Source organism: Cohnella sp. GbtcB17 (assembly GCF_019091135.1).
Taxonomy (GTDB): Bacteria; Bacillota; Bacilli; order Paenibacillales; family Paenibacillaceae; genus Cohnella.
This window is the reverse complement of record NZ_JAGXJW010000016.1, coordinates 1-17358: the sequence shown is the minus strand read 5'-3', so window position 1 is coordinate 17358 and position 17358 is coordinate 1. Positions and strand designations below refer to the sequence as shown.

Here is a 17358-nt window from a genome sequence, read left to right as displayed (position 1 = left end):
TATTTACAAGGATGGCGCCCCTTTGTTCATGCGAGGGGCGCTTCTCCATCCGAATCTCATTTTGAGGAGGATTATATGAGAAACAAAGGGGTAGTAGGGAGAGCGGCCCTTATGTTTGTTCTGGTGATGACCTATTTATTTCAAGGGACCTCGGTTGATGCAGCGGAGGGACAGACAGCGTTCAGTATGAAGCCGTCAACGACTGCCGTGAAAAAAGGCGGCAGCTTTATAGTGTCCATCGATGGGACGAACCTCAAAGAACTGTACGCTTACGAAGTGATCGTCGAGCTGTCATCGGGCGTGACCTTTGATCGCGGGACGGACAACTTGCCTGGGGGATCATCGGCTTCTTACCTGGATAACGATATGCTGCGCTACGGTTCAACGAAATTCGGGACAGCCGCCGGGGAAAACGGTTCGAGGACGCTTGCCCGATTTTCCTTTACGGCAAATGCCGAAGGAACGGCGAGCATCAAGCTGGTTCGCGTCAAAACGCTTGATCCCGCCCTAAATCCGACGGTTCACGAGGTGAATCAAACGATCACCGTTCAAGTCGCGCCGGACAACGATAGCGGGAACGGGAATGGTAACGGGAATGGGAATGGCAACGGAAACGGCAATGGAAATGGGAATGGCAACGGTACAGGTAGCGGTACCGGGAACGGGAACAATCCGGGCAAGCCTAGAAATGTTAGCGAGGCGGATGGAAAAGGCCAAGTGGAATCCGGCCGCATCGCGATTGCCGCGAACGGCCCCGTGCAGGCTCCGCTGGCCTTGCTTCAATCCTGGGCCAAGCAGAATCCGGCCGCTGTCCTCGCGCTTCAAGCAGGCCATGTGACGTATTCGCTGCCTCTTAGCGAATTATCCGCGCCGGAGCTTCTTGCACAATTAGGAGCCGACGCCGCTAAAGCAGAAATAAGAATCACCGTAGCCGAAGCTGCCCCCGAGCAAAAGAATCAAGCGGAGCGCAGCGCTGCGAACGTCGGCTCCAAGCTTTTGATGGACCCGGTGGAATTCGAAGTGACCGCAGTCATGCCGGATGGACGGTCCCTTCCGTTGACTAAGTTCGCAACTTATGTTCCCCGCTCTTTCGAGCTTGGCTCTGACGTCGATCCCGGTCAAACGACTGGTGTCTATATCGATCCGGTGACCGGCGAGCTGCTGCCGGTGCCTACGGTATTTCGTATCGTCGACGGGAAGACCGTCGCCGACTTGTACCGGAAAGGCAACAGCGCTTATACCCTCGTGACAACGGATAAACACTTTGCCGATCTCGAAGGTCACTGGAGCCGAACGACTGTAGAAACGATGGCAAACAAGCTGCTGGTTCGCGGAACATCCGAGTTAAGCTTCGAGCCTGACAAGCCTGTCACCCGCGCCGAGTTCGCCACGTTGCTGATGCGGGTGCTGGCGCTGAATCCTGTCACCGGCAAAGGGGCGTTCAGCGATGTTGACGGACAATGGTACGGGACGGCCGTCCAGTCTGCCGCGGACGCAGGTCTGGTCACCGGCTATCCCGATGGAAGCTTCCGGCCTGATGCGCACATCACCAGACAGGAATTGGCCGTTGTCCTCAAGCGGGCGGCAAGCTACGCGAATAAGCCGATCGCTAACGCGGACCGAAGCCAAACGGTTCTCCCGTTTATTGACCGGACGCAGATAGCGGATTGGGCAATGGATGATATAGCTGATATCGCGGCTGTCGGAATCATGGAAGGCGACGCGCGCAACGCCTTCCACCCGGAGGCTCGGACGACAAGAGCCGAAGCGGCCGTCGTTCTGAAGCGATTGCTGCTGCACGTCAAGATGTTCAGCGAATAAAGGATAATAAACACGCCCTTCAGCGCACTGAAGGGCGTGTTGCGACGGTACGATTAAACTTCGAATGTGACCGTAGGCGAGACCGACGTATCCTGCGTGAGCGATGTGATCTTGCCGTCGTAGGTCATCGCGAATGTATAATTGCCCGGCAGCAGCTTTTTGCTAGCCTCGCCGCCTGCGTCCGTCGTGCCGAACGTTCGCCAGCCGCCCGCGTAGAAGCTCGCCTCGCCGCTAGCGACCGGATTCCCTTGGCCGTCCTTGAGATGGACCGCGACATCCGTCGCCTGGAAGACGATGCTCGCGTTCGTCCCCACGTCCTGCTGCTTGCTCAGGTTCGCGCCTTCGTACGACACGCTGAACGTATAGTTCACAGGCAGCAGCTCCTTTGTCGCTTCGCCGCCGGTCAAGGCGCCGAACGAATGCCAGCCGTCCATATAGTAACTTGCTTCGCCGCCATCGAGCGGCTGACCTTCGCTGTCTTCCAGCCGCACCTTGACGCTAGCGGTCTGGAAAACCACGTTCGGGTCGTTGCCGACATCCTGCGTCTTGCTTTGATAGGCGCCTTCGAACGACAAGTTGAACGTATAGTTGCCGGGCAGCAGCTCCTTGCCGGCCTCGCCGCCGCTCGTCGTGCCGAATGTCCGCCAGCCGTCCGCATAATAGCTGACCGGAGCGCTGCCCCCGAGCGGCTGACCTGCGCTGTCTTTGAGCTGCACCTTGACGCGTTTCGTCTGGAAGACGACGTTCGCGTTGTCCCCCGTATTCTGATCCTTCTGGCTCCGGGTGCCTTCATACGAGACCGCGAAGGAATAGCTCTTGTCCGGCAGGGACTTGGTGATCGAGCCGGAGGCGCCGGTGACGCCGAAGTCCTTCCAGCCGCCGTCATAGTACGACACGACGGCCCCGCTGAGGGGCTGGCCCAAGCTGTCCTTCAGCGAGACCTTGACGGCGTCTGCCTGCGTCTCGGCTTTCTTGTACAGCGTCACGTAGTCGAGCGTGTACATGCCGGTGAACCTGAAGGAGCTGAACCGGAAGGCGTCGACCGAGGACGCCGTGCCGTTGTAGAACGGAATGCCAGTCGCGCGATAGATGCCGACGGCAGCGTCCACCGTGCCCGGTGCATCCACCGTGCCTGCGTAATTTTTGAGCGCACCCGTCTGTACGGTAAGGTCGTACGTCTTCGATTCCGTATCCAGATCGAACCGAAGCGTGACCCACGCATCGCGCGGCAGTTGGATGCCGGCAGCCTTAGGAATCTTGACGGGAGTCGGCGCCGTGCCGCCGGGCTTCCAGTATCCGAACGTGCCGTCCGAGAAGGCGTTGAAGCGCACGACGTCCTTGCCGCCGCCGCGCAGCCACAGCTCAAAGTTGCCGATGTCGCTGTTCACTTTTCCGAACATGAACCTCGTCTCGAACGTCAGCTTGCCGGCAAGCGCCGCGTTCGACCGGAGCGCCACTGGACTTTCCGTCGTGTCCGTATTCGACGGCGCATAGTTGTCGGTCAGCCGGAGTCCGTTGCCCTGGGCGTCCGGCAGCGCTTCGATCGAGACCGACGTTCCGTCTCTTATGCTCACCGTCCAGCCGCCGCCGCTCGTCATGTTCCCGATGGGCTTGTCGTCGAACGAATCATAGTAATCGCCGCCCGCCGCCGCGGCAGGCAGCGTCGCGGTCACAGTCGGGCCATTGCTCGATGCATTCCCCGTCGCATCCGCCGCCTCGACCCGGAACGTATAGGTGCCGCCCGCCTGCAGACCGGTCATGTCGTAGCCGTACGTGCTGCCGCTCACCGAAGCGACCTTCGTGAAGTTAGACTGCGCGGCTTCCTTGCGATAGATCGAATACGCGTGCACGCTGCCCGAATCGTCCGTTGCCGGATCCCAATCCAGTCTGGCCGTCGTCGGGAACAAATGATTTGCGCGGAGCGCGGCCGCCTCTCCCCATGCGGGCGCCGTAGCGTCGACCGGCGCGTTTTTGAACAGCGTCACGTAGTCGAACAAGAACTTACTCGTCGACTTGAACGTACTGAAGCGGAACGTATCGATGGCCGTCGTCGCATTGTTGTTGTAGAAAGGAACGCCGCTGACCTTGTAGGTGCCTGTCGCCCGGTCAAGCGATGCCGGCGCAGCCGGGGAAGCGCCAGCATAGCCCTTGAGCGCGTCCGTCTGGAACGTAACGTCGAACGTCTTGGTCGCCGTATCCAGATCGACGCGGAGCGTGATCCATTTGTCGTTCGGCAGCAGGAAGAGAGAAGGCCCCGGGATTCTGACATTTTTGAGCGTACCGCCAGCCATGGTCCAATAGCCGACCGTACCGTCCGTGAAGCCGTTGAACCTCGCGACGTCTTTGCCGCTGCCGCGCAGCCACAGCTCGAAGTTGCCGATGCTGTTGGCGTCCACCTTCTTGTACATGAACTTGGTCTCGAACGTTACCTTCCCGGCAATCCCCGCGTTCGACCGCAGTATGACCGGACTCTCGGTCGTATTGTCGGCAGATGGCGCGTACTGATCCGTCAGCGCCAGCGCCTGGCCGCCCGCGTCCGGCAGCGCTTGGATCGCGACCGATGTCTCGGCTCTCTTATCCACCGTCCAGCCGCTGCCGCTTAACATATCGCCGACCGGTTTGTCGTCGAACGGTTCGTAGTAATCGCCGGATTCGCCCGCTTGAGGCAGCGTGACCGCCAAGCCCGGACCGTCGGTCGTCCTATTGTCTTGCCCGTCCAGCGCTTGCACTTGGAACGTATAGCCGCTTCCCGCCTGCAAACCGATCGCGTCGTAGCCATACGTGCTGCCGCTTACGGTAGCGATCTTCGTAGATGCCGATTGTCCCGTGTCCTGCCGGTAAATCTCGTACGCGGTCACCGCGCCCGAGTTGTCGGTCGCGGGGGCCCAGGCCAGCCGGACCGCGTTCGGGAACAGATGAACGGGTCGGAGGGCTGCTTCGCCCCACACGGGCGCCGTCCCGTCCTGCATCGTGACGCTTAGCGCCGCGGGCTGCGAACGGTTGCCGCTCGTGTCCGTCGCCTCGACCTTGAAGGCATACGTCTTGCCTGCTGCGAGCCCTTCGATCGTCGCGGTCAGCGTACCTGCAGTCAGGGTCTTTTTCTTGACGCCGTCCACGTAGACGGCGTATCCGTCGACGGCGACGTTATCCGTCGAAGCGCTCCAGGCGACCGTCGCCGACGTGTCCGTCTGCGAGACGACATGGAGACCGCCGGGCGTCGCGGGGCGTACTTCATCGTCCTTGCGTTCGATGAGGCCGATCCAGTCCAGATTCATCCCGCCTTTATCGTTGTACATCGTGAGGTCGACCAGGCCTGCAGGAAGCTGCTTCCCGAGCTTGACCCGGAGCCCGCGCCAATACTCGGGCTGCGAGCCAACATCTGGCTGGCCGTTCGAATTCAGCGTCGGCGGAGCCGTGAATGCCATCCCTTCGCCGCCGATCATCAAGCTGCGGTTCGTGACGGTTTGGCCGTTGGCAAAGCCCGCCACGTATTTAAGCACCAAGTCGTAGGTGCCTGCCTTCGGCACGTTCAAGGTCCATTCGATTTTTTGACCTACCGACCCCCAGTTGCCCACGCCCTTGCCGCCCGACAAGAACGGACGGTTCGTGTAAATGCCCACGTTCGGCGTGGCATACGTATACGTCTCGGCCTCGACCCAATCGAAGGACAATTTGTTCCTCGCATCCTCCGGATCCACCCAAACTTCGGTAGGTGCGACGTCATCGCCGCCGACCTTGGTCAGCTTCACGGGCCCAAGCGCTCCTCGTATGATGAAGGAAGCATTCTCTTCCAGATAGACGTATTTCGGCGCGCCGTGCCGATCGAATACAAAGCCCTCCGGCGCTTCTGTCACGTGGTACAGGCCGGCGGTGTTGCCGAGCTTGCCCCAAGCGACGGGCACGCCTTCCGTATCCGTGTATACTTGCAGCGTCTTCTCTGCTTGCTCCCCGTCGATCTCGGTCGTTACGGTGACCGGCTCCATCGAATACGGCATCGGCGCGTCGTTCAGCTTGAAGGCGCGCTGGCCTTTTTCGACGTGAAGGGTGATCGTGTCTCCGGATTTATCCCATTGCGCGCCGCGCAGGCCGACCGCCTCCGCCACAGCGCCACCCTGAGGGATGTCCGCGCCGGTGTCCGCCTCGCGCAGACGCGCGACCTCCGGCGCATGAAGGCTGACCTTCGTATCCGACGGACCGGACACGGACAACCGGTCATCGCCGTATACGACCGTCGCCGGCTGGTCGTTCTGAATGATCGTGACGCCGTCCTTGACAAGCTTCGTACCGTCTACGAGCAGGACGGTGTCGCCCTTCACCGCGGCAGCCGTACCGTCGAACTTGATGGTGCCGGCGTCGATCTCGCCGCTCTCCGCGAGCCGAGCGTAGACGACGGAGCCATCCTCGAACGTCAGCTTCTCATAGGTGCCGTGGTTTTCGGACGCGACCTCCGCAGGCGCCGTTCCTACCTTGTATGCCTCCATGGTGGACACGAAGGTGGCGGCAGGCGTCTGCTCCGTAGTAAAGGCCGCATGCAGCTGCCTTTTATCCGCGAAGCTCGAGGATGGATTCCGCACGATGCCTTCTTCGTCGAGATACTCGTTCTCGAGCGTTGCGGTCAGCCCTGCGGGCGCCTGAATGCGAACCTTCAGCGCGGCCTCCCTTTTCCGGATCGTCGCGCCGGATTGATCCTCGTCGATGACGAGTTCGTCGTCGGCATGCAGGCGCCATTCGAACTTCGAACCCGCCGGATTCGCCGTCTTCAGCTTGTCTATTACGACGAATGCGTCCGGCCGGACGTAAACGATGCTCCTGTTCGCTTCGGTCAGCTTGCCTGCATAGGCCGGCGCGGCTGCGCCGGTCGTGGCGTCGAAGTCCGGGTGCGTGACGAAGCTCACGATCTTGCCGTCCGCGTCCAGACTGTCGTAGGCTTGCCCTTGTTTGCCGTCAATCGTGATCGCGTTCGCGGCCAAAGTTTGCTTCGCGAAGTACTTGTCGTGGACGCTCCCGTAGGAATCGTAGAAGCCGGCCTCGACGGCCAGCGATTCGCCGAAGGCGTTCAGAATGAAGCTGTTCTGATCTGCCAAGCTATGGTTGTAGGATCCGTACGGACTGGACTTGAAGTAGAGGGACACCCGGTCCGGATCGTACAGCTCCGAGTGCATCGTCACGAGTCCGATGTCCTGGAACCATCTGGCGTCAGGCAGGTCTACCGGCGGCCTCATGTCCAGATCGTCGTCTCCATAGAAATAGTTGTAAAGCTGCCCGTTCATGCCCGCACCGATCGTCTGGGCCGCCCACTGCAGCCGAGGGTCCTGATACTTCTGCGCGAGTCGGTTGTAGATCGTCTCGCTCGGTCCTCCCGGCGCGTATTCACTGTCGTGTCCGAAGACGCCCTTTGGAGACCCTTTGGGGAACGCGTACAGCGGATACCATCCTTCGTTGCGCGAATAGGCTTTATCGTAGAGGTCGAAGCCGCTGGCGCTCAGCAGAACGTCCGTGAATTCTTTGGAATATAGACTGGACCACTGCCAGTAGCCGGTTCCCTGGGACCAGCCGCCATTCTCTCCGCCCCAAGGGGGCAGGAGGTTGATATAGGCGGGCACGACCTTGCGGAACCAGTCGTCTGCGTCTTCGAGATCCCCCAGCATCGCGGTGGCGATGACGCCGATATATCCGAACGCCGTCCAGCCGTGCGAGTTGAACGGGCTGCTCTGGATCGGATGGTCGTCGACGAGCTCGCTCATCATCTTAGAGGTGCGGACGTGGATCATATCCTGAACCGCCTGCTTCTCGGTCGGGCTGAGGACGCCGTACAGCCAGTCGTAAGCCATCGCACTGTTGAGCGCGATGAGGCGGAATACCTGATCCTGGTGCTCGTAGCTCGTCGCCCCGGACGGATCCCAGGCGGCGACTTCAAGCAGTCTTGCCTTCGCATACTGTCCGACCGCGGCGTTATCCGTAAGCAAATAGACGAAGGCCGCGTTCAACATCTTGCTCATGAGCGGCTCCGTATATTTGCGGATCGCGATCGTCGCGTCGATGTATTCCTGCGACGTTCGGTCATTGGTCGTCGCGGTCCAGATCGGCTCGACGAATTTGCATTTATTCGGTTCCGCCGCCGTCGGCGTGCATAATACGTCCTTGATCACGCCATTGTAGACACCCTGGTAAAAGGTCTGCGCCGGTCCCGGCGTCGTGCTCAGCGCCTTGAAGTCATTGAACGTCGATTCGTTCGTCCAGATGCGCGGGTGCGCGGTGCCGATCTTGTTGATTAGCTGATCGACCGTGGGGACCTTGAAGGGAACATAATCCTCTTCGATCCGGAATCTGCGGGCGTCGCTCCACGCGGACCAGCCATCGGCATCCGTATGATAGCGGACATGCCAATACCACGTACCGGCACCAAATATATCAGGGAAGTTGTAAAAGTTATCTTCGAGCGTCTGCTCGTACACCGCATCGGCGACGGACGCGCTGCGGCCCACCTGCAGTTGATACTGATCCGATCCGGGTACGGCCGGCCAGCTGAAGTCCGGCGGATTCTGCGTCGTGACGAGCCCGTCGCCGGGCCGGAAGGGAAGGTTGTTGCCGGACATCAGTTCTGTCGGCCAGGCTGAAGCGGCCGAAGCAGCAGGCAGCTTGGCGAACGGGAAATTGGCGAAGCAGCCGAGCACCCATACGAATACCATCGTTAGCGCGAGTCTTCTTTTCATCGTTTGACCCATCATCTTCAACGATCAGCTCCCTTATCGATTTGTTGCGGTTTCTTGCAGCCAGCTATTCCTTGCCAACTCCAATCTTCCGACCTCCGCCTCACCTCCTTTAATAAGACGACCGTTCAGAACAGCGCGCTGTCCCTGCGGACCCGCTTGACCGATTCGTTCGTGATCAGGATGATCGCGAAGCAGAGCACGGACTGATACAAGCCTACCGCGGCCGCCATCCCGAACTCCTGCAGATCGAGCAGCGCGCGGAACGAGTACGTGTCGATGACGTCCGTCTTGTCGTACAGCGGTCCGTTGCCACCGATCAACTGGTAGAACATGCCGAAGTCGCCTCTGGCGATCTGACTCACCTTGAGCAGCAGAAGCACGACGATCGTCGGGACGATCGAAGGCACCGTGATGCGAAGGATGCGCTGATAGACGTTGGCGCCGCCGATCTTGGCCGCCTCGTACATCTCCCTGTCGATCCCGGCGATCGTCGCCAGATAGACGACGGTACCGTAGCCGACGGACTTCCAGGCGCTGAAGAAAACGAGAATATATGGCCACAGATCGGGATTGTTGTAGAAGTTGACCGGCGAGACGCCGATCGACTTGAGGAACGTATTGATCGCGCCGAACTCGTAGTTGAACAGGTTGTATACGATGGCGCCGGCGACCACCCAGGAGATAAAGTAGGGCAGAAAGATGACGGACTGCAAAAACTTCTTGAAATACTTGCCGGCGAGCTCGAAAAGCACGATCGCGATCGTGATTTCGAGCAGGTTGTTTACGACCATGAATACCAGATTGTAGAGAACCGTGTTTTTCGTCACGAGCCATGCCTTGCCGGATTGAAAGAAAAATTGAAAGTTGTCGAAGCCCACCCAAGGGCTGCCGAAAATACCGTTCGTGTACGAATAGCCTTTGAATGCCACGATCATGCCGGCCATCGGGAAATAGCAGAACACGAAGAAGAACACGACGGACGGCAAGATCATCCAGTATAGCGTGCGGTTGTTGCGCAGGTCGCGCCATATTCTTTTAGGGTGCAAGGTAATCTCCTCCAGTCAAACGAAACGGGAGAGACGTCGGGCTTAGCGGCACCGCGTCTCTCCCGTCCTCTTCAGCTTGTTATTTTTGGCTCTGCAGGAAAGCGTCGATTTGCTTTTGCGCCTCGGCCACGACCTTCTCGAGACCGGCTTCCTTGTACTTGGCGTTCATCGTATTCACCGCTGCGACGGGATCGTCTACAACCCCGAGCGTGATGGGCGTCCGGTACTGGTCCGCGATGTTTTTAAGCGCAGCCAATTCGTTCTTCACGTTCGTCGTGTCGAAAACGAAGTTGAGCAACGGGTTACTGACGGCGGTCTTCGTCCAGGCCTCCTGGATTTCCTTGAATTCCGGCGGCTGGTCCGACAGCGGTTTATACAGCGCGGCTGTCTTCCATCCCCACGGCGAACCGGAGTCGACCTTGAAGCCGGATTCCGAGCCGCCGAGCGCCTGTACCTTGCCGTCGGCCGTCATTTTGTAGTGCTTGCCTTCGATGCCGTACGTCGTCAAGTTGAAGTAGGCTTCATTGTTGCGCAGCAGATCGAGCGCCATGAGCGCACGCTCGGGGTTTTTCGAGTTGGCGTTGATGGCCATGCCGTCGCCAATATACGGATTGACGAAGGTGGCTGCCCCGTTGTACAGGTCGAACAGCTCGGTCTTCCATTCGGGATGGTTCTGATTGGCGGTCGCGACGCTAAGACTCATATCTAGGAGGTTGCCGGCCATGGATGCGCTCTTGCCGGCCAGGTACGAGTCCTTGATCGGCGTTTTGTTGAGCAGCGCGTTTTTGGACCAGTAGCCCTTTTTGTTCCAATCAGCCATTTTCTTGGCGTATTCCATGTATTCCGGCGTCTGAGAGATGTCGATCAGCTTGCCGGACAGGTCCTTCAGGTCGACCGAGACGCCCGAGCTGCCGATGATAAGCTTGGGCGTGAACTTGGTGTTGATGATTAAATCTCCGGTCGCATAGGTGCTTGCGCCTGCATCGAACGGGACCAGGCTCGGCTCGTTTTTAGCGACAGCGTCCAGATACTTTTCGAAGTCGTCGACCGTCTTCAGCTCCGGAATGCCGTACTTTTCGCGCAGATCGCCGCGCACGCCGACGACGACATGGGAGAATCCTTTGTACGAGGACGGCACCATGTAGATCTTGTCCTTCACCTTCGCCTGCTCCCAGGCTTCCGGCGGCATCTCCTTCATCGTCTGCGGCATGTACGTGTTCAGCAACTCCGGCGTGAGTTCAAGGAAGGCCCCTTTGTTCGCCTGTTCCCCGTACTTGTTCCAGTTGGCGGCATAGACCAGGTCAAATTCTTCGCCCGTCGCGAACAGCAGAGGGTACTTCTGGACGTAATCCCCCCACGACAGGAACATCGGCTCGACCGTGGCGTTGATGTCTTTCTTCATCAGCTTGTTGACCTCGTCGTACACGAGCCCGAGGTCCTTGGGCGCGTCCCCGATCAGGTACATCTTGAGCTTCACTTCTTTGGAAGTATCCGGCTTGGCCGCCTCAGGCGACGCGCTTGCGCTTGGACTTGCACTTGGACTTGCACTTGGACTTGCGGATGGACTCCCGCTCTCGCTCGCCGTGGGCGAAGCCGAGGAATTGCTGCCCGAGTTGGACGAACAACCGGCCAGTACTGCCGCCGCCAGCCCGGCGGCCATCAGCGCTTTCGATCCTTTCATCATTGACGCACGCACCCCTTCAGATCCTATTGTTTATATGCGATAAACCGGCTTGCGGCCGGATTCATCCTTTGACGGCGCCGATCGTGATGCCCTGGATGAAGTACTTCTGCACGAAAGGATACAGCAGCACGATCGGGCCGGTCGCGACGACCGTCATGGCCAGCTTGAACGACTCCTTCGGCGCGTCGACGACGAACGAGCCCTGCTGCGCCACCGACGAGTTGGCGAACGCGATGCTGCTTAGAATTTTATAGAGAAAGTATTGCAGCGGATATAAATGTTCCTTGTTGATGAACAGGGTGGCAAGATACCAGTCGTTCCAGTAGTGGAGCGCGATGAACAGTCCGATCGTCGCGAGCGCGGGCTTGCTGAGCGGCAGGATGATCGACGCGAAGATCCGGAAGTCCCCGGCGCCGTCGGTCTTGGCCGACTCGCTGATCGCGTCGGGAATCGTCGAGCTGATGAACGCTCTCATGATGATGATATAGAACACGTTGAGCAGGGAAGGCACGATTAAGGCGAGCACCGAATCTTTCCAGCCCAGGTACTTGACGATCAGGATGTACCAAGGCACAAGGCCACCGGAGAACAGCGTCGTGAAGAAAAAATAGAAAGCGAACGCGTTGCGCATGGCAAAGTCCTTGCGCTGAAGGACGTAAGCCGTCATCGTCGTCAGCAGCAGCGCGGCCAGCGTGCCTACCGCGGTGACGAGCAACGTGATCTCGTAGGCGCCGAAGATCTGCTTCGGATTTTTGAAGATGAGCGCGTACGCCTCTAAAGAAAAGGCGCTCGGGAAGAGGCTGTAGCCGTTTTTCACGATATGGGACTCCTCCGTGAAGGAACCGGCCGCGATCATGAGAAACGGAATCAGGCACAAGGCCGCGAACAACGAGATCAATACATAGCCGACGATCTGAAACGAATACATTTCTATTTGCGCTTTTTTCTCCATGAAGCCCTCCGTCCGTCCGTTGCTGGGGACAATCGATTTCCTGATTCCATACTAGACGCGGCAAGGGCTCTTCGTATACTTAACAAACTCGCGAATCGACTCTACTTTTTTGCGAAAGGTGCTATACGAATTGTATTTGCGCTACACTTTTTGCACATTTCCTTACTTGTCGCCGCGTTATTCATTATAATAATGAGCACATGACCGCCCGACGAAGGAGCCTGGACTTCCGATGAACCCCGCCGAGGCCCGCACCTCCAACAAGCTTTACGCCAAGATCTTTCTCTCGTTTTGCGTGTGCATCGTCCTCACCATCGCGACGTTGTCTCTTGCGTTGTACGCGAGCTTCGAGAAGATCGCCCTGTCCAACATCTATGCCTCGGAGAAGAGCAGCCTGGCACAGACGAGCTACGGCGCCAAGTCGATGATCGACTACTCGACCAACTATGCGCTTCAGATCTATGCCGATCCCCAGCTGGACAAGCTGCTTCACTATGCGTCCCCAGGCACCGTGATGGAGACGAACACCGCGCTAAGCCGGCTCAATACCTATCTGAACGTGAACTATTCCTTCCACTCGATCTACATTTATAGCAGGAACTCAAAAACGTTCTATACCGCTTCCAAGTCGTCCGTTAACGCAGTACAGGCGTATAGCGACTTCTATGATGCCGATGCGCGCAGTCTGGTTGAGCGGTTCGGCGATTACAAGCGTCTCGCTCCGATCCCGCGAATCCTCCCGGTCCCGACGCCTATTAAGGACTCGAAGACGGCCAACGTATACACGTTCGTCTTCTACGATCTGCAGGGCGCGTCCCGCGATATCGATAATATGGTCATGCTGAACGTGCCCGAGAGCTGGATGAAGGACGCGATCGCGAGCCTGGACCGCAATCAGAACGGGTCGACGTTCGTCGTCGACGGCAAGGGGACGCTCGTGACCAGTACCGAGACGTTTCCGTTTCTCGAAAATTTGAGCGGCAAGCCTTATGTCAAGCAAGCCTTGAGCGGTTCTTCGGCGTACGAGACCGGCTACTTCGTCGGCGACGTGGAAGGAGCCCGCTCGCTCGTCGTCTATTCCAAGCATGAGGCGACCGGATGGATCTTCATGCGCGTGCTGCCTTACGACACGATCATGGGGAAAATCGATACGATGAAGAAGACCGTGCTGATCGTGTGCTTCATCATCCTCCTGCTGGGGGTAAGCGTATCCTTTTTCTTGTCCAAATCGCTCTACAAGCCGATCGAGAAGGTGCTCGCCCGGCTCAACGCGCTGATGAAGGAGAAGCGAAACAACGACTACCAGCTGCGGCAGAACTTTATGCGTCAGCTGCTTCGTTACGGCGGACACCGGTGGCAGCCTAACCTGGAATCCGAGATGAAGACGCTCGATATCGCCTTCGACCCCGCCGGGGACTTCGTCGTCGTCCTGCTGGTGATCGACCGGTTCGACGCGTTCGCCGGCCGGTATCCGTTCAACGACCGGGTGCTCCTGAAGTACGGCGTCATGAATATCGCCTCCGAGTGCTTCGCCGCGATGGGCGGCGCCCGCGAGTGCGTCGATATGGACGAGAAGACGATCGCCGTCCTCGCGAACGGCGGCGCGCTGGCCGAGTCGTCGGTCCACGAAGCCGTCAGGCGCGTTCAGGACGCGACCGAGCGGTATTTGCGCCTGTCGTTGTCCGCGTCCGTCAGCCGGGTCGGCGACGGTCTCGCGGAGGTGTCCGACTTGTACGAGGAGGCGCACCTGCAATGGGAGTTCAAGTTCACCGAGGGCTATCGCTGCTTGCTGCACGGCCGTCGGCATCGGCCGCAGGCGACCGCGGCCTTCATTTATCCGGCCACGCTCGAGCACAATATGCTGGAGACGCTTAAGCTGGGCAAAGCCGAGGAAGCCAGGAAGCGGTTCGACGAGATCGTCCGCTGCGTCGATCCGCCCGTTTATCTCGTATACAACATGCTGTTCAACCAGCTTGCCTTCTCGATCAGCTCGGCGACGGCTTATATGGACAAGGGCTCCGGCGCGGCGGCGGACTACGACTTCGGCGCCTTCGTCCAGCGGATGCACCTGCTGGAGACGCTGCAGGACGTCCGCGATCACTTCGGCGAGCTGATCGACCAGCTGTGCCAGGGCTTCCGGGAAAAGAAAAACAATGCGAAGCACGATAACCTGATCGCTTCGATCGACGACATTATCCGGCAGCAGTATGCCGACCGGGAGCTGTCGCTGTACAAGATCGCGGAGATGCTCGATATGTCTCCCGCGTATCTCGGCCGTATTTTCAAAAAGCTCACGTTGAAGTCGGTGCCGGATTATTTGAACGAGTATCGCGTGGAGCGGGCCAAGGAGCTGCTCGTCGCCACGCCGCATTCGATCGAGGAGATCTCGCAGAAGACGGGGTACAACAACAGCACTTATTTCTACAAGGTGTTCAAGAAATATACCGGGCTGACGCCGGCGGAGTACCGGCAGGTGGGGAACTGAACGGCTCCTTTCTTGCCTTTGGGCATCCGTATCGATCGATAGCAGTATCATCGATTAACGGAGGCCGGTTCGTCAATCGGGTTCCGTCCTGCGCGACGCGCGCTATTCCTTCCCGCAAATCCCGTAGAAGAACATATGGACCATTCCCTCCAGGAAGCTGTCCTTGTCCTCGCTGCGCTCCGCCATCTCCAACAGCGTTTGATATTGGTTCATGTACAACTGGATAAAGGCCAACACGTGCTCCGCGCTAACGCTGTCCGAGATCTCGCCGGCCGCTTTGCCTTCTTCGATGATGCGCACGGTCCAGGGAACGGTCCTTTCCTTGTACAACGTCTCGATATACCCAGCCAGCTCCGCGTCCTCCGCCAGCATCTCTTTAATCAGGCCCGGCGGAAAATCGCGGTACGAATCTTTCTCCAGCTGCAGAATATGGGCGATCTGCTCGCGCAACGAATGTCCTTCGCGCATGTAAGCCTCGAACGCCTCGACTGCACTGTCCATGTAAGATTTGAACGTGTCCCGGACCAGCGCTTCCTTGCTGCCGAAGTAGTTGTAGATCGTAACCTGCGAGACGCCGGCCCGCTTGGACAGGTCGGCGATGCGCAGCTTGCCGGGACCCGCTTCCCGCAATATTTCCAGCGTCGCGCCGCGGATTCTTTCTTTGATTTGCCGCGCTCTTTTCTCGAACCCGTTCATGCGCATGCCGCTCCCTCTTCCGCAATTTGGGCAAAGATATGAAATATAAATGTATAAATATTTCACAAAATCGTTGACGCAGTCATCTTCCGGGTCTAGTATAACATATGAAATATAGACGGAATAAAATTTCATAACTTTCGACTGGAGGCGCCGTTATGCTGACGGTGGAGCATTTGACGAAGACCTTTAAGAATGGCAAAGGCATTAGAGACGTGTCCTTCTCGGTTCGGCGGGGAGAGGTGTTCGGGTTTCTGGGACCGAACGGCGCGGGCAAATCGACCACGATCCGGCAGATCATGGGCTTCATGAAGCCGGACCGCGGACGCGCGATCGTAAACGGCATGGACACGTGGCTGCGGCAGGGCGAGGTGCAGTCGGGAATCGGTTATTTGCCGGGAGAGATCGCCTTCATCGAAGGGATGACCGGGCGCGAATTCCTCGATTTTCTGTCCGGCATGCAGCGGGTGCGGGATCGCGGGAGAAGGGAGCGGCTGATCGAACGGCTGCAATTCGATGCGAATACGCCGATCCGCAAAATGTCCAAGGGCATGAAGCAGAAGGTGGGCATCGTCGCGGCGTTCATGCACGATCCGGCAGTCGTCATCCTGGACGAGCCGACGTCGGGACTCGATCCGCTCATGCAGAAGGTGTTCGTCGAGCTCGTGCTGGAGGAGAAGGCCAGGGGCAAGACGTTCCTGATGTCTTCGCACAGCTTCCCCGAGATCGAGCGTACGTGCGACCGGGCGGCGATCATCAAGGACGGCGCGATCGTGACGATCGCGGACATCCATGAGCTGCAGCGGATGCAGCGCAAGCTGTTCGAGGTCACCTTCGACACCGCGGAAGAGGCGGCTGCCTTCGCGAGGTCGGGCCTTCGCGTGGAGTCGCTGGACGGCAGCCGCGTGCGGGTCGCGGTGAAGGGGGACTACGGAAGGTTCGCGGAGGAGGCGGCGAAGCGGCGCGTCCGCAATATCGACCTTTTCACGCAAAATCTCGAGGATATCTTCATGGATTACTATGACCGGAAGGGGGCGGAGGCATGAGCGGGGCGCTGTACAAACAGATGATGCGGGTTAACCTGAAGGGATTCCTTAATTATGCCATCGGCTCCGCCTTTTACATTCTCCTCATGTTCTGGCTCTACCCCGGCATCGCCAAAAATACCGAAGCCCTCGACGACATCGTCGCGACGATGCCGGAGGGCGTGGGCAGAGCCTTCAGCTTGAACGGGTTCGACAGCGCCGAGGCGTTCATCTCGGGCGAATATTACGGCCTCATCCTCGTGCTCATCCTCGCGGTCGTCAGCGTACAGCTCTCGACGCAGCTTATGGCACGGATGATCGACCGGGGCTCCATGGCCTACCTGCTGTCCACGCCGACGACGCGGGTTCGGATCGCGCTGACCCAGGCGTGCGTACTGGTCTCCGGCCTGCTCCTCATCCTGGGCGCGACGACGCTCGCGGGCTTCGCCGGCAAGGCATGGCTGCTCGGGGACCGCTACGCGTTCGACGGCGGCCGCTTCGTCCTGCTCAACGCCGCCGCCTTCCTGATGTTCTTCGCCGTCGCGGGCATCGCCTTTCTCGTCTCCGCCGCGTCGAGCGACGAGAAGCGGGCGCTCGGCCTCTCGGGGGCGATCGTCTTCGGGTTCTACAGCCTCGACTTGCTGGGCAAGCTCGGCGACGGCATCGCCTGGATGCGCGACCTCTCGATCTTTTCCCTTTACAGGCCGGGCGACATCGTCGGCGGCGAGGCGTTCCCCGTGGTCGGCTTCGCGCTGCTCGCGGCGATCGGTCTCGCCTCGTTCGGCGCAGCCGTGCTGGTGTTCAGGCGGAGGGATCTGCCGCTTTAATCGGAATCGCACGAAGCGAGCAGCGTGAACCGGAATACAGAGCCCGCGCCTTCCTCGCTTCGGGCTTCGATGCCGCCGCCCATCAGCTCGACGAGCCGCTTGCAGATGG

At 59.0% G+C, this 17358-nt stretch carries 9 protein-coding genes; 4 read left to right on the top strand and 5 right to left on the bottom strand.

Translation table 11 applies throughout. The annotated features are described in order from the left end of the window. The first annotated feature begins 111 nt into the window (after window positions 1-111). Window positions 112-1821, top strand: a complete 1710-nt coding sequence (locus tag KVT38_RS10755) for an S-layer homology domain-containing protein (RefSeq protein ID WP_217593717.1) — start codon at window positions 112-114, stop codon at window positions 1819-1821. A gap of 53 nt (window positions 1822-1874) precedes the next feature. Here KVT38_RS10755 and KVT38_RS10750 read toward each other — a convergent pair whose 3' ends face one another. The 4 genes from KVT38_RS10750 to KVT38_RS10735 form a co-directional block, all read right to left on the bottom strand. Further along, on the bottom strand, window positions 1875-8549 hold the full coding sequence (locus tag KVT38_RS10750; protein WP_217593716.1) for a DUF4962 domain-containing protein: 6675 nt from the start codon (window positions 8547-8549) through the stop codon (window positions 1875-1877). 110 nt (window positions 8550-8659) lie between these two features. Beyond that, window positions 8660-9580 (bottom strand): ABC transporter permease, encoded by a 921-nt coding sequence (locus KVT38_RS10745; protein ID WP_254639144.1) that lies wholly within the window; start codon window positions 9578-9580, stop codon window positions 8660-8662. A 79-nt stretch (window positions 9581-9659) separates the two neighbouring features. Further along, the gene (locus KVT38_RS10740; RefSeq protein ID WP_217593715.1) at window positions 9660-11264 is read right to left on the bottom strand and encodes an extracellular solute-binding protein; all 1605 of its coding nucleotides are present in this window, start codon (window positions 11262-11264) and stop codon (window positions 9660-9662) included. 61 nt (window positions 11265-11325) lie between these two features. Beyond that, window positions 11326-12216 carry a carbohydrate ABC transporter permease gene (locus KVT38_RS10735; RefSeq protein WP_217593714.1) on the bottom strand — a complete coding sequence of 297 codons (891 nt, stop codon included), beginning with the start codon at window positions 12214-12216 and terminating at the stop codon, window positions 11326-11328. 232 nt (window positions 12217-12448) lie between these two features. On the opposite strand from KVT38_RS10735, the gene KVT38_RS10730 reads away from it, so the two are divergent. Continuing rightward, complete coding sequence (locus KVT38_RS10730; protein WP_217593713.1) at window positions 12449-14701, top strand: AraC family transcriptional regulator; 2253 nt, start codon at window positions 12449-12451, stop codon at window positions 14699-14701. A 102-nt stretch (window positions 14702-14803) separates the two neighbouring features. On the opposite strand, the gene KVT38_RS10725 is transcribed toward KVT38_RS10730, so the two are convergent. Beyond that, window positions 14804-15397 carry a TetR/AcrR family transcriptional regulator gene (locus KVT38_RS10725; protein WP_217593712.1) on the bottom strand — a complete coding sequence of 198 codons (594 nt, stop codon included), beginning with the start codon at window positions 15395-15397 and terminating at the stop codon, window positions 14804-14806. A 158-nt stretch (window positions 15398-15555) separates the two neighbouring features. On the opposite strand from KVT38_RS10725, the gene KVT38_RS10720 reads away from it, so the two are divergent. Together KVT38_RS10720 and KVT38_RS10715 are read left to right on the top strand one after the other, a co-directional pair. Continuing rightward, entirely contained in the window at window positions 15556-16443 is an 888-nt protein-coding gene (locus KVT38_RS10720; protein ID WP_217593711.1) for an ABC transporter ATP-binding protein, read from the top strand. Further along, on the top strand, window positions 16440-17249 hold the full coding sequence (locus KVT38_RS10715; RefSeq protein WP_217593710.1) for an ABC transporter permease subunit: 810 nt from the start codon (window positions 16440-16442) through the stop codon (window positions 17247-17249). The genes KVT38_RS10720 and KVT38_RS10715 overlap by 4 nt, the downstream gene beginning before the upstream one ends. The last annotated feature ends 109 nt before the right edge of the window (window positions 17250-17358 follow it).

Bases quoted from the DNA above. Each gene is read 5' to 3' on its own strand.
- KVT38_RS10730 (WP_217593713.1), top strand. From the start codon at position 12,449: ATGAACCCCGCCGAGGCCCGCACCTCCAACAAGCTTTACGCCAAGATC.
- KVT38_RS10740 (WP_217593715.1), bottom strand. From the start codon at position 11,264: ATGATGAAAGGATCGAAAGCGCTGATGGCCGCCGGGCTGGCGGCGGCA.
- KVT38_RS10750 (WP_217593716.1), bottom strand. From the start codon at position 8,549: ATGATGGGTCAAACGATGAAAAGAAGACTCGCGCTAACGATGGTATTC.
- KVT38_RS10715 (WP_217593710.1), top strand. From the start codon at position 16,440: ATGAGCGGGGCGCTGTACAAACAGATGATGCGGGTTAACCTGAAGGGA.
- KVT38_RS10725 (WP_217593712.1), bottom strand. From the start codon at position 15,397: ATGAACGGGTTCGAGAAAAGAGCGCGGCAAATCAAAGAAAGAATCCGC.
- KVT38_RS10755 (WP_217593717.1), top strand. From the start codon at position 112: ATGTTTGTTCTGGTGATGACCTATTTATTTCAAGGGACCTCGGTTGAT.
- KVT38_RS10720 (WP_217593711.1), top strand. From the start codon at position 15,556: ATGCTGACGGTGGAGCATTTGACGAAGACCTTTAAGAATGGCAAAGGC.
- KVT38_RS10735 (WP_217593714.1), bottom strand. From the start codon at position 12,216: ATGGAGAAAAAAGCGCAAATAGAAATGTATTCGTTTCAGATCGTCGGC.